14 protein-coding genes and 1 pseudogene are annotated in these 20120 nt (G+C 72.2%); 6 read left to right on the top strand and 9 right to left on the bottom strand.

Annotated features, from left to right (window positions below):
• Position 1: 1 nt before the first annotated feature.
• The 3 genes from AS594_RS25555 to AS594_RS25545 form a co-directional block, all read right to left on the bottom strand.
• A complete protein-coding gene (locus AS594_RS25555; RefSeq protein WP_069935396.1) occupies positions 2-1462 on the bottom strand; it encodes a glutamate synthase subunit beta in 1461 nt (486 codons plus the stop codon).
• The gene (gene gltB, locus AS594_RS25550; protein ID WP_069935395.1) at positions 1455-6014 is read right to left on the bottom strand and encodes a glutamate synthase large subunit; all 4560 of its coding nucleotides are present in this window, start codon (positions 6012-6014) and stop codon (positions 1455-1457) included. The genes AS594_RS25555 and gltB overlap by 8 nt, the downstream gene beginning before the upstream one ends.
• A gap of 292 nt (positions 6015-6306) precedes the next feature.
• Complete coding sequence (locus AS594_RS25545) at positions 6307-7038, bottom strand: VIT1/CCC1 transporter family protein (protein ID WP_069929206.1); 732 nt, start codon at positions 7036-7038, stop codon at positions 6307-6309.
• A 219-nt stretch (positions 7039-7257) separates the two neighbouring features.
• On the opposite strand from AS594_RS25545, the gene AS594_RS25540 reads away from it, so the two are divergent.
• Genes AS594_RS25540 through AS594_RS25515 form a run of 6 tightly spaced genes read left to right on the top strand, consistent with a single transcriptional unit; the run spans position 7258 to position 14572 of the window.
• Positions 7258-8421 carry an ADP-ribosylglycohydrolase family protein gene (locus AS594_RS25540; RefSeq protein ID WP_079148110.1) on the top strand — a complete coding sequence of 388 codons (1164 nt, stop codon included), beginning with the start codon at positions 7258-7260 and terminating at the stop codon, positions 8419-8421.
• Positions 8418-9737: an ADP-ribosylglycohydrolase family protein gene (locus AS594_RS25535; protein ID WP_079148748.1), complete on the top strand. Its 1320-nt coding sequence runs from the start codon at positions 8418-8420 to the stop codon at positions 9735-9737. Before AS594_RS25540 ends, AS594_RS25535 begins: the two co-directional genes overlap by 4 nt.
• Positions 9734-10891, top strand: a complete 1158-nt coding sequence (locus AS594_RS25530; RefSeq protein WP_069929205.1) for an ADP-ribosylglycohydrolase family protein — start codon at positions 9734-9736, stop codon at positions 10889-10891. The genes AS594_RS25535 and AS594_RS25530 overlap by 4 nt, the downstream gene beginning before the upstream one ends.
• Complete coding sequence (locus AS594_RS25525) at positions 10888-12501, top strand: ADP-ribosylglycohydrolase family protein (RefSeq protein ID WP_069935394.1); 1614 nt, start codon at positions 10888-10890, stop codon at positions 12499-12501. Before AS594_RS25530 ends, AS594_RS25525 begins: the two co-directional genes overlap by 4 nt.
• Positions 12498-13745 carry a CaiB/BaiF CoA transferase family protein gene (locus AS594_RS25520; protein WP_069935393.1) on the top strand — a complete coding sequence of 416 codons (1248 nt, stop codon included), beginning with the start codon at positions 12498-12500 and terminating at the stop codon, positions 13743-13745. The genes AS594_RS25525 and AS594_RS25520 overlap by 4 nt, the downstream gene beginning before the upstream one ends.
• Positions 13742-14572: an HpcH/HpaI aldolase/citrate lyase family protein gene (locus AS594_RS25515; RefSeq protein WP_069929202.1), complete on the top strand. Its 831-nt coding sequence runs from the start codon at positions 13742-13744 to the stop codon at positions 14570-14572. The genes AS594_RS25520 and AS594_RS25515 overlap by 4 nt, the downstream gene beginning before the upstream one ends.
• On the opposite strand, the gene lgt is transcribed toward AS594_RS25515, so the two are convergent.
• The 6 genes and pseudogenes from lgt to trpC form a co-directional block, all read right to left on the bottom strand.
• Positions 14569-15510, bottom strand: a complete 942-nt coding sequence (gene lgt, locus AS594_RS25510; protein ID WP_069929201.1) for a prolipoprotein diacylglyceryl transferase — start codon at positions 15508-15510, stop codon at positions 14569-14571. The genes AS594_RS25515 and lgt overlap by 4 nt on opposite strands.
• 252 nt (positions 15511-15762) lie before the next feature.
• Positions 15763-16635, bottom strand: a pseudogene (locus AS594_RS25505) (DsbA family protein); the annotation flags it as partial.
• 85 nt (positions 16636-16720) lie between these two features.
• Complete coding sequence (trpA, locus tag AS594_RS25500; protein WP_069929200.1) at positions 16721-17545, bottom strand: tryptophan synthase subunit alpha; 825 nt, start codon at positions 17543-17545, stop codon at positions 16721-16723.
• Complete coding sequence (gene trpB, locus AS594_RS25495) at positions 17542-18834, bottom strand: tryptophan synthase subunit beta (RefSeq protein ID WP_069929199.1); 1293 nt, start codon at positions 18832-18834, stop codon at positions 17542-17544. Before trpB ends, trpA begins: the two co-directional genes overlap by 4 nt.
• Before the next feature lie 151 nt (positions 18835-18985).
• Positions 18986-19210, bottom strand: coding sequence for a tryptophan biosynthesis modulator TrpM (gene trpM / locus AS594_RS46280; RefSeq protein WP_069929198.1), 225 nt, complete (start codon positions 19208-19210; stop codon positions 18986-18988).
• Positions 19211-19219: 9 nt separating this feature from the next.
• Positions 19220-20029, bottom strand: a complete 810-nt coding sequence (gene trpC, locus AS594_RS25490; RefSeq protein ID WP_069929197.1) for an indole-3-glycerol phosphate synthase TrpC — start codon at positions 20027-20029, stop codon at positions 19220-19222.
• Positions 20030-20120: the final 91 nt, after the last annotated feature.

Genomic DNA, 20120 nt, shown 5'->3' with positions numbered 1-20120 from the left:
GTCAGACAGTCAGCGCACGGTCCGTGGGCTGCACCGGGGCCGGCAGCTCGCTCGTGCCGGTCAGGAACCGGTCCACGCCACGGGCAGCCGAGCGGCCCTCGGCGATCGCCCACACGATGAGCGACTGACCACGGCCCGCGTCACCGGCGACGAAGACGCCGTCGACGTTCGTAGCGTACTGCCCGTCGCGCGCGACGTTGCCACGCGCGTCGAGCTCCAGGCCGAACTGCTGGACCAGACCGTTCTCCTGGTCCGTGCCCGTGAAGCCCATGGCCAGCGTGACCAGCTGCGCGGGGATCTTCCGCTCCGTACCGGCCTTCTGCTCCAGCTTGCCGTCCTTGAACTCCACCTCGACGAGGTGCAGGAACTGGACGTTGCCGTCCTCGTCGCCCTCGAAGTGGGTGGTCGAGACGGAGTAGACCCGCTCGCCGCCCTCCTCGTGCGCGGAGGTGACCTTGTAGAGCATCGGGAACGTCGGCCACGGCTGGTTGGCGTTACGCTCCTCGCCCGGCTTCGGCATGATCTCCAGCTGCGTGACGGACGCCGCGCCCTGGCGGTGGGCGGTGCCCACGCAGTCCGCGCCGGTGTCGCCGCCGCCGATGACCACGACGTGCTTGCCCTCGGCGGTGATCGGGGAGACCGTCAGGTCGCCCTCCTGCACCTTGTTGGCGAGCGGCAGGTACTCCATCGCGAAGTGGATGCCGTTGAGCTCGCGGCCCGGCACGGGCAGGTCACGGGAGACCGTCGCACCGGCGGCGATGACCACCGCGTCGTACCGGCGCCGCAGCTTCGCGGCGTCGATGTCGCGGCCGATCTCGACCTCGGTACGGAACTTGGTGCCCTCCGCGCGCATCTGCTCGATGCGGCGGTTGATGTGCACCTTCTCCATCTTGAACTCGGGGATGCCGTAGCGCAGCAGTCCGCCGATGCGGTCGGCGCGCTCGTACACCGCGACCGTGTGGCCGGCCCGGGTCAGCTGCTGGGCGGCGGCGAGACCCGCCGGGCCCGATCCGATGACGGCGACGGTCTTGCCCGACAGGCGCTCCGGCGGCTGCGGCGTGACGTCGCCGTTGCCCCACGCCTTGTCGATGATCGAGACCTCGACGTTCTTGATGGTGACGGCCGGCTGGTTGATGCCGAGCACGCACGCCGACTCGCAGGGAGCCGGGCACAGCCGCCCGGTGAACTCCGGGAAGTTGTTCGTGGCGTGCAGCCGCTCGGAAGCGGCCGCCCAGTCCTCGCGGTAGGCGTAGTCGTTCCACTCGGGGATGAGGTTTCCGAGCGGACAGCCGTTGTGACAGAACGGGATGCCGCAGTCCATGCAGCGCCCGGCCTGCTTGCTGATGATCGGCAGCAGGGAGCCGGGAACGTAGACCTCGTTCCAGTCCTTGACGCGCTCACCGGCGGGACGGGTCTTGGCGACCTCGCGGCCGGTGGTCAGGAAGCCCTTGGGGTCAGCCATTGGTCGCCGCCTCCATCATCTTCTCGGTGGTCTCCTGCTCGGAGAGACCGGCGAGCTCAGCGGCGTCCTTGGCGGCGAGCACTGCCTTGTACGTGGACGGGATGATCTTGCTGAAGCGGGCCACGGCGGTGTCCCACTCGGCCAGCAGCTTCGAGGCGACCGTGGACCCGGTCTCCTCCTCGTGGCGGCGCACCACATCGTGCAGCCACAGCTTGTCGGTGTCGTCGAGCGCCTCGACCGCCCCGGCGTTGCCGGAGTTGACGTTGTCCGGGTCGAGGTCGATGACGTACGCGACGCCACCCGACATGCCGGCCGCGAAGTTGCGCCCGGTCTCGCCCAGCACCACCGCGCGACCGCCGGTCATGTACTCGCAGCCGTGGTCGCCCACGCCCTCCGAGACCACCGTGGCGCCGGAGTTGCGGACGCAGAAGCGCTCGCCCGTCCGGCCGCGCAGGAAGAGCTCGCCGCTCGTGGCGCCGTACGCGATGGTGTTGCCCGCGATCGTCGAGTACTCGGCCAGGTGGTCGGCGCCCCGGTCGGGACGGACGATGATCCGGCCGCCCGAAAGGCCCTTGCCCACGTAGTCGTTGGCGTCGCCTTCGAGGCGCAGCGTCACGCCGCGCGGCACGAAGGCGCCGAAGGACTGACCGGCCGAGCCGGTGAAGGTGATGTCGATGGTGTCGTCGGGCAGACCGGCCCCGCCGAACTTCTTCGTCACCTCGTGACCGAGCATCGTGCCCACGGTCCGGTTGATGTTGCGGATCGCGACCTGCGCGCGGACCGGTCCTGCGGCCTCTGCGCTGTCCACGGCCAGGGCGTCGGCGGCGAGCTTGATCAGCTCGTTGTCGAGCGCCTTCTCCAGCGCGTGGTCCTGGGTCGTGACCTGGTGGCGCACCGCGCCTTCCGGCAGCTCGGGCACGTAGAAGAGCGGCTCCAGGTCGAGACCCTGCGCCTTCCAGTGGTCCACGGCCGCGTCGGTGTCGAGCAGCTCGGCGTGGCCGACGGCCTCTTCGAGCGTACGGAAACCGAGCTCGGCCAGGAGCTCGCGCACTTCCTCCGCGATGAACTGGAAGAAGTTGACGACGTACTCGGCCTTGCCGGAGAACCGGTCGCGCAGGACCGGGTTCTGCGTGGCGATGCCGACCGGGCAGGTGTCCAGGTGGCAGACGCGCATCATGACGCAGCCGGAGACGACGAGCGGCGCGGTCGCGAAACCGAACTCCTCGGCGCCGAGCAGCGCGGCGATGATGACGTCGCGGCCGGTCTTCAGCTGGCCGTCGGTCTGCACGACGATGCGGTCGCGCAGCCCGTTGAGCAGCAGCGTCTGCTGGGTCTCGGCGAGGCCGAGCTCCCAGGGTCCGCCCGCGTGCTTGAGCGAGGTCAGCGGCGAGGCACCCGTGCCACCGTCGTGGCCGGAGATCAGCACCACGTCGGCGTGCGCCTTGGACACACCCGCGGCGACCGTGCCGACGCCGACCTCGGACACGAGCTTCACGTGGATGCGCGCGGCCGGGTTGGCGTTCTTGAGGTCGTGGATCAGCTGAGCCAGGTCCTCGATGGAGTAGATGTCGTGGTGCGGCGGCGGCGAGATGAGGCCCACGCCCGGCGTCGAGTGCCGCGTCTTGGCGACCCACGGGTAGACCTTGTGGCCGGGCAGCTGGCCGCCCTCGCCGGGCTTCGCGCCCTGCGCCATCTTGATCTGGATGTCGTCGGCGTTGACCAGGTACTCGCTCGTCACGCCGAAGCGGCCGGAGGCGACCTGCTTGATGCTGGAGCGCCGCGCCGGGTCGTACAGCCGCTCGGCGTCCTCGCCGCCCTCACCGGTGTTGGACTTGCCGCCCAGCTGGTTCATGGCGATGGCGAGGGTCTCGTGCGCCTCCTGGGAGATGGAGCCGTACGACATGGCGCCGGTGGAGAAGCGCTTGACGATCTCGGAGACGGGCTCGACCTCGTCGATCGAGATCGGCGTACGCCCGCTCTTGAAGCCGAAGAGCCCACGCAGCGTCATCAGCCGCTCGGACTGCTCGTTCACCCGGTCCGTGTACTGCTTGAAGATGTCGTACCGGCGGCCCCGCGTCGCGTGCTGGAGGCGGAAGACCGTCTCCGGGTCGAACAGGTGCGGCTCGCCCTCGCGGCGCCACTGGTACTCGCCGCCGATCTCCAGCGCGCGGTGCGACGCGGCGATGCCGGAGGCCGGGTACGCCTTGGCGTGCCGGGCGGCGACCTCCTTGGCGACGACGTCGAGACCGGCGCCGCCGATCTTGGTCGCGGTGCCGTTGAAGTACTTCTCGACGAACGCCTCGTCCAGGCCGACGGCCTCGAAGACCTGCGCGCCCCGGTAGGAGGCGACGGTCGAGATGCCCATCTTGGACATGACCTTCAGGACGCCCTTGCCGAGCGCGTAGATCAGGTTCCGGATGGCCTGCTCGGGCTCGGCGCCCTCGATGAAGGTGCCCGCGCGGACCAGGTCCTCGACGGACTCCATGGCCAGGTACGGGTTGACGGCGGCGGCGCCGAAACCGATGAGCAGCGCGACGTGGTGCACCTCGCGGACGTCGCCGGCCTCGACGAGCAGCCCCACCTGGGTGCGCTGCTTCGTACGGATGAGGTGGTGGTGCACGGCGGAGGTGAGCAGCAGCGACGGGATCGGCGCGTGCTCGGCGTCCGAGTGCCGGTCGGAGAGCACGATCAGGCGGGCGCCGGCCTCGATGGCGGCGTCGGCCTCGGCGCAGATCTCCTCGATGCGGGCGGCCAGTGCGTCGCCGCCGCCGCTGACACGGTAGAGACCGGACAGCGTGGCGGCCGTCATGCCCGGCATGTCGCCGTCGGCGTTGATGTGTATGAGCTTGGCCAGCTCGTCGTTGTCGATCACCGGGAACGGCAGCGTCACGTTGCGGCAGGTCGCGGCGGTCGGCTCCAGGATGTTGCCCTGGGGGCCGAGCGAGGAGCGCAGCGAGGTGACGAGCTCCTCGCGGATGGCGTCCAGCGGCGGGTTCGTGACCTGCGCGAAGAGCTGGGTGAAGTAGTCGAAGAGCAGCCGGGGCCGCTCGGACAGCGCCGCGATGGGAGAGTCCGTGCCCATGGAGCCGAGGGGCTCGCCACCGGTGCGGGCCATCGGGGCGAGGATGACGCGCAGCTCTTCCTCGGTGTAGCCGAAGGTCTGCTGGCGGCGCGTGACCGAGGCGTGCGTGTGCACGATGTGCTCACGCTCGGGCAGGTCCTCCAGCTCGATCTCGCCGGCTTCCAGCCACTCCTGGTAGGGGGCTTCGGCGGCGAGGCCGGCCTTGATCTCGTCGTCCTCGATGATCCGGTGCTCGGCGGTGTCGACGAGGAACATCTTGCCGGGCTGGAGCCGGCCCTTGCGGACCACCTTCGCCGGGTCGATGTCCAGCACGCCCACCTCGGACGACAGCACGACGAGCCCGTCGTCGGTCACCCAGTAGCGGCCGGGACGCAGACCGTTGCGGTCGAGTACGGCGCCGACCTGGGTGCCGTCGGTGAAGGTGACGCAGGCCGGGCCGTCCCAGGGCTCCATCATCGTGGCGTGGTACTGGTAGAACGCGCGGCGGGCCGGGTCCATGGAGTCGTGGTTCTCCCACGCCTCGGGGACCATCATCAGCACCGCGTGCGGCAGCGAGCGGCCGCCCAGGTGCAGCAGTTCCAGCACCTCGTCGAAGGACGCGGAGTCGGAGGCGTCGGGCGTACAGACGGGGAAGATCCGCTCCAGCTTGTCCGCACCGAAGAGGTCGGACGCGAGCTGGGACTCGCGGGCCTTCATCCAGTTGCGGTTGCCCTTGACCGTGTTGATCTCGCCGTTGTGCGCGACGAAGCGGTACGGGTGGGCCAGCGGCCAGCTCGGGAAGGTGTTCGTCGAGAAGCGCGAGTGAACGAGGGCGACCGTGGTCGCGAAGCGCCGGTCGGACAGGTCCGGGAAGAACGGCTCCAGCTGCCCGGTGGTGAGCATGCCCTTGTAGACGATGGTGCGCGCGGAGAGCGACGGGAAGTAGACACCGGTCTCGCGCTCGGCGCGCTTGCGCAGGACGAACGCCTTGCGGTCCAGCTCAAGACCCGTCGACGTACCGTCCGCCACGAAGAGCTGGCCGAAGGCCGGCATGGTGGCGCGGGCGCCGTTGCCCAGCAGCTGGGGAGTGACGGGGACCTCACGCCATCCAAGGACGTCGAGCCCTTCCTCGGCCGCGATCGCCTCGATCCGCGAGACGGCCTGTGCGGAGCCGTCGGCGGGGAGGAAACCGATACCGACGGCGTACGCGCCGGCCTCGGGAAGGTCGAACGCGGTGACCTCGCGCAGGAACGCGTCGGGGACCTGGAGCAGGATGCCGGCGCCGTCGCCGGAGTCGGGCTCGGATCCGGTGGCACCGCGGTGTTCGAGATTGCGCAGTACGGTCAGCGCCTGCTCGACCAGCTCATGGCTGGCCACACCGGTGAGGGTGGCCACAAAGCCGACGCCGCAGGCGTCGTGCTCGTTACGGGGGTCGTACATCCCCTGCTGGGCGGGGCGACCGTCCATGGGCGACCAGGCGTCGGAACGCATTGGCACTCCCGTCGTCGTCGTGGCATATGCAACTACCGAGGGACGACGTTGGCCCTCCGCGAAATTTCGTGCAGGTTACATGATGGCTGGCTTCTCGCGAAGTGGATAGCTCATTCCAGCATGCGGACACCGCTCATAGCGGTGAGGGTGACTCAGAGGCGGACGGACCGGCATCCTCCGGTCGCCACAGCGCAGGCTTCATTGCCTGCCGGTGTTGAGGGCTCTTGCCCGGTGGACGCGAGAACGAAACCACCAGGTAACAGATTACTTATGTGGAGCCCTGCATAGCATCTCACCCTACGGCTGTTCCGAACAGAGCGCCGAGGGCGTAGGTCACACCGGCGGCCGCCCCGCCCAGGGCCAGCTGCCTGACTCCACTGAACCACCACGACCGCGCCGTCACCTTCGCCACGAGTGCCCCGCAGGCGAAGAGCCCGACGAGCGCGAGCACCACCGCGGGCCACATCGTCGAGGCCCCGAGGAGGTACGGCAGTACGGGCAGCAGGGCGCCCAGCGCGAACGCCCCGAACGACGATACGGCGGCGACCAGGGGTGAGGGAAGGTCTCCAGGGTCGATCCCGAGCTCCTCGCGGGCGTGAATCTCCAGCGCCTGCTCGGGATCCCTGGAGAGCTGGGTGGCGACCTCGCGCGCCAGCGCGGCGTCGACCCCCCGCGACTCGTAGAGCGCGGCGAGCTCCTCCAGCTCGTCCTTGGGGTGCTTGCGCAACTCCCGGCGTTCCACGTCGAGTTCGGCCTCGACGAGCTCACGCTGCGAGGCGACCGAGGTGTATTCACCGGCGGCCATGGAGAAGGCACCGGCGGCCAGCCCCGCGAGCCCGGTGATGATGATCGTCTGCTGCCCCACGGACCCGCCGGCCACCCCGGTCATCAGGGCCAGATTCGAGACCAGGCCGTCCATGGCGCCGAAGACCGCCGGGCGCAGCCAACCCCCATTGACGTCACGGTGCGTGTGGTTGTCGCGGTGCGCCTCGTGGAGCGTCGCCTCGGTCTCGATGATGGCCATTTCGCCTGTTCCCCTCTCCCAGGAGGCGGGGCCGTATGCGGCCCCTCCGCCCCCTCAACAGCATCGAAAGTACGCACGATTCGCGAGCCCCGCCAGCAAGGCAGGCCGTACTTACCCGCAGCTCAGACCCCACGCCGACCGGGTGACGCTGACGTTTCGAAGCCTTCGCCGGGCCCTCGCGTGGCACAGATCCAGGAACGAGCCCAGGGAGTTGATTGCATGCAATCCCGCACCGATCACGGCCGCGCGCGGCAGGCCCTGCGCGAACTTCACGCCGTCCGCGCACTCCGCGACCGAGGGCGGGGCGCCCTGCTCGGCCTCGCCGTGGGTGACGCGCTCGGGGCTCCCGCGGAGAACATGAAACCCTCCGAGATCCGCCGCCGTTGGGGCCGTATCCAGGGGTTCATGTCCGCCGACCCCGCCGGCACGGACGACACGGAGTACGCCATCTTCTCCGGCCTCCTGCTGGCCCGCCACGGCTCGGCGCTCACCGTGGCCCACGTCGAGAACGCCTGGCACCTGTGGATCGCCGACCTGGACGAGGGCCCGTTCCGCGGTGCGGGCTTCAGCGAGCGCGGCACGCTGGAGAACCTCCGCCGGGGCCTGGCCGCCCCCATCTCCGCCCAGCACCGCCATGCGTGGAGCGACGGCCTGGCGATGCGCGCCGCGCCGTTCGGCGTGTTCGCGGCGGGCCGCCCGGCGGAGGCGGCGCGGCTGGTGGCGATCGACGGCAGCGTGAGCCACGAGGGCGAGGGAATCTACGGCGGCCAGGCGGTGGCTGCGGGAGTGGCGGCGGCCATGACGGGCTCCGGCCCCTGTGCCGTCACCGCCGCGGCGCTGTCGGTCGTCCCCTCCGACTCCTGGACGGCCCGCTCCCTGCGCCGCGCGGTGGCCGCGGCCCCCGACGGCGAACGTGCGGTGCGCTCGGCCGTGGTGATCGGCGGCTACCCGTGGACGGACCTGGCCCCGGAGGCGGTGGGCCTGGCGTTCGGCGCGTTCGCGGCGGCCGGGGGCGACTTCAGGGCCTCCGTACTCACCGCCGTGAACATGGGCCGCGACGCCGACACGACGGCGGCGGTGGCAGGCGCGCTGGCCGGCGCGCTGTGCGGCGCGGGAGCGATCCCGCCGGCCTGGTCGTCGGTGATCGCCCCGGCGCGGGGCAGCTGCCTCCCGTCCATGCGGGGCCACCACGTCCTGGACGTGGCCGACCTCCTCACCCCGGACGACGACTACCCCGACGACGACTACCCGGCCGACGACTGCCCCGGCGACGGCTCCCCGGATGACGACCACCCCCCGGACGGCCTCGCCCGGGACGCGGGCGACCTCCGCGAAGGCCGGGCTGCCGACGCGGGCGCCCCCACCCCCGGGCCTGTCTCATGACCCCCTACAACCCTCCGCACCCGCTCCCGGGCCCGGAGGACGGCATCAGGGAGTCCGCGGCCCCGCTCCACCCGGCGACCGGGAGCGGGCCCACGTCCCCCGGTCCCGCAGCCGGAACGGACGCTGCCCCCGCCCGAGCGGCGGTGGCGGTCGCGGCCCCGCCCGCGCCCGCCACCGCACAAGGGGCCCCCGGCCCGCGCCGGATCGAGGGGCTCCTCCTCGGCCTCGCCGCGGGAGACGCCGCCGGATGGCCGGCCGCACGCCACCGCGCCGCCCGCATGCCCGACTGGACCCGGCGTCTGACCAGGGAACTCGACACCTTCGCCGAGCAGAACGCCACCACCACCCTCCCGGTCCCCATCGCCCTCAACCAGCCCCCCGAACCACTGCGCCTGGGCCCCTCCGACGACGCCGAATGGGCCGCTTTCACCGCGGGTACGCTCCTCGCCGCCGCCCCGGGCAAGATCCGCGCCGCGGTCGACCGGGCGTGGACCGCCCTCGCCGCCGAGGTGGCCGCCGCGGCGGAACGCGCCCCCGAGGTCGAGTCGGCCGTACTGCCCCTGCGCGCCCGGATTTCCGTACGCGCGGGCCTCGGCAACCTCGCCACCGGACTGCGCCCGCCCGCGACCGGCCACGACAATCCGCACTACTTCGACGACGCCGCCTGCATCCGCGCCGCCGTCCTCGCCGCCGCGCACCCCGGCGACCCGGCCGCAGCCGCCGAGCTGGCCGAGTTCGACGCCCGGTACACCCAGGACGGCGACGGAGTCCACGGCGCCCGCGCGACGGCCGCGGCCGTCGCGGCGGCCCTGGGCGGCGCCGGGGTCGACGAAGCGGTGGACGCCGCCCTCGCCCAGCTCCCCCGGGCCACCGAGATCGGCCGCAACGCCACCCACGCCGTCCGCCTGGCCCGGGAAGCCCGCGCCACAGCGACCGGATCGCCGCTCGGCGGCGCCTTCGCCCTGGTGCCCACCCTGGAACACCAGATCGTCGACCACGTCTACAGCTACGGCATCGCCGCCGCCGAAACCGTCCCCGTCGCCCTCGCCCTCGCCACCGCCGCCCGCGGCCGCGTCACCGAGGCGGTACCGGCCGCCGCGTGCCTCTCCCGGGTGGCGGATTCCGCCCCCGCCCTGGCCGGCGCGCTGACCGGCGCACTGTGCGGCGGTGACGCGCTCCCCCCGGGCTGGCGCGACACCTGCCGCACGCTGGTCGGCTGCGCCCTCCCCCGCCTGGCCGGCACGGACCTCGTCGATCTCGCCGCCCGGCTGGCCCGACGCCACCCCCACCCCACGAACGGACGCCTCGCACCATGACCACTTTCCCCCCGCTCACCCTGGAGGACCGGATCACCGGCAGCCTGATCGGCGCGGCCGTCGGCGACGCGCTCGGCGGCCCGGTCGAGGGCTGGTCCCCCGAGCAGATCTGCGAACGCCACGGCGGCCGCGTCAACGGCATCGTCGGCCCGTTCCACGACAACTGGCGTACGGCGCGCCCCATCGCCCCGTACCACAAGGGCGACGGTCACATCACCGACGACACCCTGATGACGCACGCCCTGATCCGCGTGTACGACGCCGTACGCGACCACCTCGACGCCTACGCGATCGCCGACCACCTGGTCCCCCAGCTCATCGAATCCCCCGTATGGATCCCGGAGCTGGAGGCGGAGGCACTCCCCCTCCAGCGCGTCTTCCTGGCCGAGAAGTGGATCGTCGCCCGCCTCCACTACGGCCACGTGGACCCGCGCGAGGCCGGCAACGGAAACATCGTCAACTGCGGCGCGGCGATGTACATGGCCCCCGTCGGACTGGTCAACGCGGGCAATCCCACCGCCGCGTACGCCGAGGCGATCGACGTCGCCGGCGCGCACCAGTCGTCGTACGGACGTGAGGCGGCGGGCGTGTTCGCCGCCGCCGTGGCCGCCGCCTGCGCACCGGACGCCACGCCCGCGTCCGTGGTCGACACGTGCCTGTCCCTGGCCAAGGACGGCACCCGCGCGGCGATCGAGGCAGTGGCCGAAGCAGCGGTCCGCCACCACGACTTCGAGTCGGCGCTCTCCCCCCTCCGCGCCGCCGTCGCTCCTTTCGACACCGTCGGCCCGGACTACCGCAAACCGACCCTCGCCGCCCGCCGCCCCTCGCGCCTGCACTCCATCGAGGAGCTCCCCATCGCCCTCGGCATGCTCCTGGTGGCCGGCGGCGACTACCGCCACACCGTCCTGGGGTCGGTCAACTACGGCCGTGACTGCGACTCGATCGCCACGATGAGCGGTGCCGTCTCCGGGGCCCTGTACGGCGAATCGGCCATCCCCTCCGACTGGGCGAAGACCGTCGCGGAAGCAAGCCGGACCGACCTGCACGCTCCGCCGCGCACCCTCGCGGCCGTGACCCGCGAGATCTACGCCCGCGACACGGCGCGCCGCCGGTCCCACGAGACGGCCTTCGCGGCCCTGACAGGCACACCGTGACCGTACGGCTGACCTGGGTGCAACCGGAGGACCTGATCACCCACGAACTGCGCCAGGCGGCGGAGGACGGCCGCGACGCGACAGCGGTCCGTACGCGCTGGCAATCGGCGGGCGGCCCGCCGTCACCGCCGCGCGCGGGCGCGTCGCTGGCCCCCGCGCCACCCCATCTGCGCGCTCTGGCGGAACGGCTCCTGGACGCCTTGTCCCAACTCCCGGTGCCCACCGCCGCATCGGAGCCGACGGACCTCCCGGCCATCGAATCCGCGTGCCCCGCCTGGCCCGCTCCCGGCACACGGGCACCGGCTCCACCCACCGCCGCCGTCAAGGTGCTGGTCGGCGTCGCCCGGCCCGACCCCGCCGCACCGGTCCACTCGCCGCCAGGAGGGGACGGGTCGGGGCGCTCCCCGCAGGGCGCCGGACACCGCGCGCCCGAACACACCGCAGCGCTGCCCGCACGTACGGCGCCCGAGGCGACGCTCCGGCGCGGCTCCGACCACGAAGCCCTCGCGAACGGGGGACGCGCCCGCACCCCTGAAGCGACCACAGCCCCGCTCCTCAACCGCCTGCACGCCTCCTGGCTCGGCCGCGCCGCCGGCTGTCTCCTCGGCAAACCGGTCGAGAAGCTTTCCCTGCCCGCCATCCGGGAACTGGCCACCGCCACGGGGAACTGGCCCCTGCGAACGTGGTTCACCGCCCGGGGCGTCCCCCCGGCCCTCCTCGCCCGTCACCCGTGGAACCGCCGCTCCGCCCCCACCTCCCTGGCCGAGAACATCAACGGCATGCCCGAGGACGACGACCTGAACTACCCCCTCCTCAACCTGCTGCTCCTCCAACGCCACACGAAGTCCTTCACGACCTCCCAGCTGGCCACCCTCTGGCTGGACGAACTCCCGGCGGGCCGCACCTTCACCGCGGAACGCATCGCCTACCGCAACCTCCTCCAGGGCCTGACGCCTCCCGCAACGGCGACTCACCACAACCCCTTCCGGGAATGGATCGGCGCCCTGATCCGCGCCGACGTCCACGGCTGGACCCACCCCGGCGACCCGGCCGCCGCCGCCGGACAGGCGCACCGGGACGCCACCCTGACCCACACCGCCAATGGCGTGTACGGCGCGATGTTCATCGCCGCGACCATCGCCGAAGCCGCCGCCGGCGCCGGCGACGTACACCACTGCCTGCGCACCGGCCTGACGGTCGTCCCCCCGGATTCCCGCCTCGCCCGCGCCGTGCGCCACGGCATCGAGACAGCGGCCAGGGCCTCCGGCGACTCCTTCGACACGGTGGTGGACGAGCTCCACGCCGCCTACGGCCACCACCACTGGGTACACGTGATCCCGAACGCCGCCCTGATCTCCGCCGCCCTCACCCACGCCGACGGCGACTTCACCGCCTCGATCTGCCGAGCCGTGTCCGGCGGCTGGGACACCGACTCCAACGGCGCCACGACCGGCAGCATCGCGGGCCTCGTCGCCGGCTCCCCACAAGCCATTCCCACCCGGTGGACTGCTCCCCTCCGCAACCGCCTCGCCACCTCCGTGGCGGGCCTGGACGGCATCGGCTTCGACACCCTGGCCCACCTCACCCTCACGGAGGCACTACGCCCATGACCCAGGTCTCCACCCCCCCACCCGGACCCGCACCCGCACCCGCACCCGCACCACAACCCCACCCCCTCGGCTGCCTGCGCGTCCTGGACCTGGCCACCCTCTTCGCCGGCCCCCTGGCCGCCACCATGCTCGGCGACTTCGGCGCGGACGTGATCAAGGTCGAGCACCCCACCAGGCCCGATCCCTCGCGGGGCCACGGCCCCTCCAAGGACGGCATCGGCCTGTGGTGGAAACTGCTGGGCCGCAACAAGCGCACCATCACCCTCGACCTCTCCGCCCCCAGCGGCCGCGACGCCCTCCTGCGCCTCGCCGAGACCACCGACGTGATCATCGAGAACTTCCGGCCCGGCACCCTGGAGAAGTGGGGCCTCGGACCGGCGGAACTGCACGCCGTCAACCCCCGCCTGGTCCTGGCCCGCGTCACCGGATTCGGCCAGTCGGGCCCGTACTCCCACCGCCCGGGCTTCGGAACGCTCGCCGAGGCCATGAGCGGCTTCGCGGCGATCACCGGCGAGCCGGAAGGCCCGCCCACCCTTCCCCCGTTCGGCCTGGCGGACTCGATCGCGGCGCTCGCCACCGCCTACGCGGTCATGACCGCGCTCGCGGCCCGCACCGCCACCCGGCGCGGCCAGGTCGTCGACATGGCGATCATCGAACCGATCCTCACCGTCCTCGGCCCCCAGCCGCTCTGGTACGACCAGCTCGGTTACGTCCAGCCCCGCACCGGCAACCGCTCCCGCAACAACGCCCCGCGCAACACCTACCGCACCGCCGACGGCGCCTGGGTGGCCGTCTCCACGTCGGCCCAGTCCGTGGCCGAGCGGGTGATGCGCCTGGTGGGCCGCCCCGACCTGATCGACGAACCGTGGTTCGCCACCGGCAGCGGCCGCGCCGAACACGCCGACGAACTGGACGAGGCGGTGGGCCACTGGATCGCCCGCCGCACCCGCGACGAGGCCCTCGCGGCGTTCGAGAAGGCCGAAGCGGCGATCGCTCCCGTCTACGACGTACGGGACGTCATGACCGATCCGCAGTACCGCGCCCTGGACACCATCACCGAAGTACAGGACCCCGAACTCGGCCCGCTGCGCATGCAGAACGTCCTGTTCCGCCTCTCCGAGACTCCCGGCGCGATCCGCTGGGCCGGCCGCCCGCACAACGCCGACACGGACGCGGTGCTGACCGAGGCGGGCCTGTCCGAAACCGAGATCGCCACGCTCCGGGCCACCGGCGGCACCCGATGACGACCACCCTGACCGCCCTGACCTGGCTGTACGTTCCCGGAGACCGCCCCGGGACGGTGGCCAAGGCACTGCGGTCCGCCGCCGACGTCGTGATCGTCGACCTGGAGGACGCGGTCGCGCCCGACCGCAAGGAGTACGCCCGCTCGGCGACCGCCGAACTCCTCGCCGAGCCCCCTCGGGTGCCCGTCCACGTCCGGGTGAACGCCCTCGGCACGCCGTACGCCGAGGCGGACATCCGGGCCCTGGCCGGCCTGCCCGGCCTGTCGGCCCTCCGCCTCCCCAAGGTGACGGACCCGTCGGAGGTACGGCACACCGCGCACCGGATGCCGGACGTACCGCTGTACGCCCTGCTCGAATCGGCGCTCGGCATCGAACAGGCGCACGCGATCGCGAGTGCGCACCCCTGCCTGCGCGGCATCGCACTGGGCGAGGCGGATCTCCGCGCGGATCTGGGCGTACGGGACGACGCCGGCCTGGCATGGCCGCGCAGCCGGGTCGTGGTCGCGGCACGGGCGGCGGGTCTTGAGCCGCCGGCCCAGTCGGTCTACCCGGACATCCGGGACCTGGAGGGACTGGCGGCGTCGTGCGCGCGCGGCCGGGCGCTGGGCTTCCTGGGCCGTACGGCGCTGCACCCCCGCCAGCTGCCGGTCATCGAGCGCGCGTTCCTGCCCACCCCCCGGGAGATCGAGGAGGCGGAGGAGACCGTCAAGGCGGCAGCGGCGGACGGGGGCGCGCTGGCACTCCCCGACGGCCGCTTCGTCGACGCGGCCGTGGTGACGGCCGCCCACCGCACCCTGATCCTGGCGTCGCGCGGCGCCGGGAACTAGTCCTTGGCCTCCGCGTCGGCCCTGTGGCCGGCGGAGTCCTCGGCCGCCGCATCAGCACCGTCGTCGGAACCGGCGCCGTCGCCGGAACCGGAGTCCGACGTGTCCGACGACCCGGACTTCTCCAGGGAGACCGGCTCGACGACTTCCTCGCGCCCCGGCCGCATCTTCGCCGAGATCACGAAGTACGCCACCGCACACACGAACACGACGATCGAGGTCCAGACGTTGAGCCGGAGCCCCAGCACATGGTGCGCCTCGTCGACCCGCATGTACTCGATCCAGCCGCGGCCCGCGCAGTACAGCGCGACGTACAGCGCGAAGACCCGGCCGTGGCCGAGCTTGAAGCGCCGGTCCGCCCAGATGACCAGCAGCGCGGCGCCGACGCACCACAGCGACTCGTACAGGAAGGTCGGGTGGTAGGTCCCCGCCTCGCGGTTCACGCCCTCGGAGATCTTGAGCGCCCAGGGCACGTCCGTCGGCCGCCCGTACAGCTCCTGGTTGAACCAGTTGCCCCAGCGGCCGATCGCCTGCGCGAACGCGAGACCGGGAGCCATCGCGTCGGCCCAGGCCGGGAGCGGGATCCCGCGGCGGCGGCAGCCGATCCAGGCACCCACCGCGCCGAGAGCGACGGCGCCCCAGATGCCGAGGCCGCCCTCCCAGATCTTGAACGCGTCGACCCAGTTCTGGCCCTCGCTGAAGTACAGCTGGTAGTCGGTGACGACGTGGTACAGCCGCCCGCCGACGAGGCCGAACGGCACCGCCCACACGGCGATGTCGGCCACCGTGCCGGCTTTACCTCCCCGGGCGACCCAGCGCTTGTTGCCGTACCAGACGGCCACAAAAACGCCAATGATGATGCAGAACGCGTAGCCGCGGAGCGGGATCGGTCCGAGCTCGATCACACCGGTCGACGGGCTGGGGATATAGGCAAGGTCCATGGCAAGGTCGACGCTACCCTGCCGGGCGGGACGTACGGCAACCCACCCGGCAACGTCTGGATAACGGGCGCCCGTCCCGAGCCCCACGCCCAGCGCCTACGGAGTGCCCGGAGGCACGTACCCCTGGGGCACGGACCCCTGAGGCACGGTGGCCGGCGGCACGGAAGCCTGCGGCATGGAGGCGGGCGGCACAGAAGCGGGCGGCACGGACGAGCCCGCCGCCGGCGGCACGGCGCCCTGCGGCACGGACGGCGACGCAGGCACGGACGACCCCGGAGCCCCCGGCGCCGGGGACCCGGTGGGCGCCGACGGCGTGGCCCTCGCCGTCCCTGTCTTCTTGCCCTTGTTCGCCTCGGCGACCCACTTCTTCAGATTCTCCGGGGAGATCTGCTCGTCGCCCTTCTTGGGGAAGACCGACTCCCCGTTGAGCTGCACGGTCGGTGTTCCGCTGAAGTTGCCCTTCTGGAACGCCTCGTTGGACTTGCGCACCCAGCCGTTGTGCGTTCCGTCGGCCACACACTGCCTGAACGGTTCTGTGACGAGCCCGTCGACCTTGCCGGCCAGCTCGATCAGACGGCTGTCCTTGCTGAAGGCGTCGTCCGGCTCCGGCGGCTGGTTCTGGTACAGCACGTCGTGGTACGGCACGAACTTGCCCGCGCCCTGCGCGCAGGCGGCCGCGTTGGCCGACTTCAGCGATCCGGAGCCGCCCATGTTGCCGTCGATGAGGGTGGCCAGGTGGTACTCGACCTTGATCTGGCCGGCCTCCTCCAGCTCATGGATCGTGTCCCGGAAGGCGTTCTCGAACTGGGCGCACGCCGGGCAGCGGAAGTCCTCCCACACCGTGAGCGTCGACGGCGCGTCCGTCGCCCCCACCGGGATCATCGGACCGCTCCTGTCGCCCGCGCCCCGGGGGGCCACCACGGCGCTCGCGCTGTCGTCGCCGTCCCCGTCCGAGCCCGAGTTCGCGGCGAGGATGCCCACCACGGCCGCCAGGCCCAGCACGCCGACCACGGCGCCGGCCACGATCAGTGTCCGCCTGCGCCTGTCGCGCGCCTTCTGCGCCTCGCGCTCCTGGATCAGGCGCTCGCGGGCGGTTCGTTTTCCGTCACGGTTCTTGTCACTCACACCCGCAGCAACGAACCGGGGAGGCACCAGCGTGCCTCCCCGGTCCAGGTCCACCCGTACGAGCTACACCGCTCAGGTGTTCGCGTCAGGCGCTCGTGCCGCTCCTGCGGACGCCTTCCGCCAGCTCGCCGGCGAGTGCCCGCACGGCGTCGAGACCGGCCGCCGCGTCCGGCGCGTCGAGCAGCCGCTGCACGAACGCCGAGCCGACGATCACGCCGTCCGCGAAGGCGGCGACCTCCTTGGCCTGCACGGCGTTGGAAACCCCGAGCCCGACGCACACGGGCAGCGCGGTCGTGGCCCGGGTCCGCCGCACCAGGTCCTGCGCCTGGGCTCCGACCGACTCACGGGTGCCGGTGACACCCATCAGCGAGGCCGCGTAGACGAACCCGGACCCGGCCGCGGTGATCGTGGCGAGCCGCTCGTCCTTGCTGCTCGGCGCGACCACGAACACCGTGGCCAGGCCCTGCTTCTCGGCCTGCTCGCGCCACAGCGCGGACTCCTGCACCGGGAGGTCGGGCAGGATGCAGCCCGCGCCGCCCGCCTCCGCCAGCTCCGCCGTGAAGCGCTCGACGCCGTACCGGTCGATCGGGTTCCAGTACGTCATGACGAGCACCGGGGCCCCGGTCGCCTCGTGCGCCTCGCGCACCGTCCGCATCACGTCGGCGATCTTCACGCCGCCCCGCAGCGCGATGTCGTCGGCGGTCTGGATGACCGGCCCGTCGAGGACCGGGTCGCTGTGCGGCAGTCCGATCTCGACGACGTCCGCGCCGCCCGCGATGACGGCCTTGACCGCGTCGATGCCGCCGTCGACGGTCGGGAATCCGGCCGGGAGGTAGGCGATGAGGGCCGCCCGGTTCTCGGACCTGGTCCGCTCCAGGGTGTCGCTCAGCAGCTGAATGTTCCCGCTCACTTGGTGTCCCTCTGGATCTCGGCGGCGCCGTCGGCGGCGGAGGCGTCGGCCTCGACCGCGGCGTCGGTGTCGTACAGGCCGAAGTACCGGGCGGCCGTGTCCATGTCCTTGTCGCCGCGCCCGGACAGGTTGACCAGGATCAGTCCGTCCTTGCTCAGTTCCTTGCCGAGCTCCAGCGCGCCGGCCAGCGCGTGGGCGCTCTCGATGGCCGGGATGATGCCCTCGGTGCGCGACAGCAGCAGCAGGGACTGCATCGCCGCGTCGTCCGTCACGGCCCGGTACTCGCCGCGTCCGCTGTCCTTGAGGTAGGCGTGCTCGGGACCGATGCCCGGGTAGTCGAGCCCCGCCGAGATCGAGTAGGGCTCGGTGATCTGGCCCTCCTCGTCCTGGAGGACGTACGACCGCGAGCCGTGCAGAATGCCGGGCTCGCCCGCCGACAGGGTGGCCGCGTGCTCACCGGTCTCGATGCCGTGCCCGGCGGGCTCGCAGCCGACGAGGCGTACGTCGGTGTCCGGGATGAAGGCGTGGAAGAGACCGATCGCGTTGGACCCGCCGCCGACGCACGCGACGGCCGCGTCGGGCAGCCGCCCCGCGCGCTCCAGGATCTGGCGGCGGGCCTCGACGCCGATGACCCGGTGGAAGTCGCGGACCATGGCGGGGAAGGGGTGCGGTCCGGCGACGGTGCCGAAGAGGTAGTGCGTACGGTCGACGTTGGCGACCCAGTCGCGGAACGCCTCGTTGATGGCGTCCTTCAGCGTCCGGCTGCCGGACTTCACCGCGACGACCTCGGCGCCGAGCATCCGCATCCGGGCGACGTTGAGCGCCTGGCGCTGGGTGTCGATCTCGCCCATGTAGATGGTGCATTCGAGGCCGAACAGGGCGCACGCGGTGGCGGTGGCGACGCCGTGCTGGCCGGCGCCGGTCTCCGCGATGACGCGTGTCTTGCCCATGCGCTTGGTGAGCAGTGCCTGGCCCAGCACGTTGTTGATCTTGTGTGAGCCGGTGTGGTTGAGGTCTTCCCGCTTGAGGAAGATCCGCGCCCCGCCCGCGTGTTCGGCGAACCGCGGTACCTCCGTCAGCGAGCTGGGCCGGCCGGTGTAGTTGACCATGAGCTCGTTCAGCTCGGCCGCGAAGGCCGGGTCGGACTTGGCCTTGTCGTACTCGACGGCGACCTCGTCGACCGCGGCGACGAGCGCCTCGGGGATGAACTTGCCGCCGTACGCGCCGAAGTAGCCCTCGGCGCTGGGGACGGTGCCCTCGGGGTCCGGAATGAAGAAGTCAGAAGACATCCGACGTACTCCTCAGAAGGGGCTCGCGCCCCATGAAAGATCAACGGGTGGACTGACCGTATGCGCGCCGCGCGAATCCACCCCGGTACGCCCCCGTGCGCCCCACTGCGTCAGGGCATTCGGGCGTACGGGTACGACGGATCGAGGATCGCTACAGCGCGCCGTGGGCGCGACGCCATCGCATGCCGTTGATCTGGCCCGGCTCGGAGCCGATGTGGTACCTCACCCGGCGTCCCCGTACCCGCCGCGCCGGCGCCCGGCACCCGCGCGGGCGGCACCCGCGCGCCAGCGGGGCGTGCGGGTCGCGCGCCGACGGCCCGGCGAACGGGCGAAGGCCCGGCCGGGCGAGTGCGGCGGTACGGCGGACTGCGGTCATGGGGCCGGGTCAGCTCCGGCCGTGGCGCAGGGCCGGGTGGGCGCCCGCGGCGACCAGGTCGGCGACGGCGCCCTTCGGGTCGCGGCCGGTGACCAGGGACTCGCCCACGAGCACCGCGTCGGCGCCCGCGTTGGCGTACGCGATGAGGTCGTGCGGGCCGCGGACACCGGACTCGGCGACCGTGACGATGCCGGCCGGGACCTCGGGGGCGACGCGCTCGAACGTGCCGCGGTCGACCTTGAGGGTCTTGAGGTTGCGCGCGTTGATACCGATGATCTTCGCGCCGGCCTCGACCGCGCGCTCGACCTCTTCCTCGTCGTGCGCCTCGACCAAGGGCGTGAGTCCGATGGACTCGGCCCGCTCGATGAGGGAGACGAGGGCCTCCTGCTCCAGGGCGGCCACGATCAGCAGCGCCAGGTCGGCGCCGTATGCCCGCGCCTCCCACAGCTGGTAGGCCGTGACGATGAAGTCCTTGCGCAGCACCGGGATGTCGACCTTGGCGCGTACGGCCTCCAGGTCGGCCAGCGAGCCGCCGAAGCGGCGCTGCTCGGTGAGTACGGAGATGACGGCCGCGCCGCCCGCCTCGTAGTCGGCGGCGAGCCCGGCGGGGTCCGCGATCGCTGCCAGCGCGCCCTTGGAGGGGCTGGAACGCTTGACCTCGCAGATGACCTTGACGCCGTCGCCGCGCAGGGCGGCGACTCCGTCCTTGGCCGGGGCGGCCTTGGCCGCGCGGTCCTTGAGCTCGTCGAGACTCACGCCTGCCTGCCGCTCCGCGAGGTCGGCGAGCACGCCTTCGATGATCTCGTCGAGCACACTCACGCGAGCGGCCCCCTTCCGGGAGGGTGATGGTGGACCAGGATCAGCCATACCAATGGTATCCGCAGGTGGCCTCAGGTCTCGCATCGAGTGG

The organism is Streptomyces agglomeratus (assembly GCF_001746415.1).
Lineage (GTDB): Bacteria > Actinomycetota > Actinomycetes > Streptomycetales > Streptomycetaceae > Streptomyces > Streptomyces agglomeratus.
The sequence above is the reverse complement of the archived record's forward strand: the minus strand, read 5'-3'. Positions and strand labels throughout refer to the sequence as shown.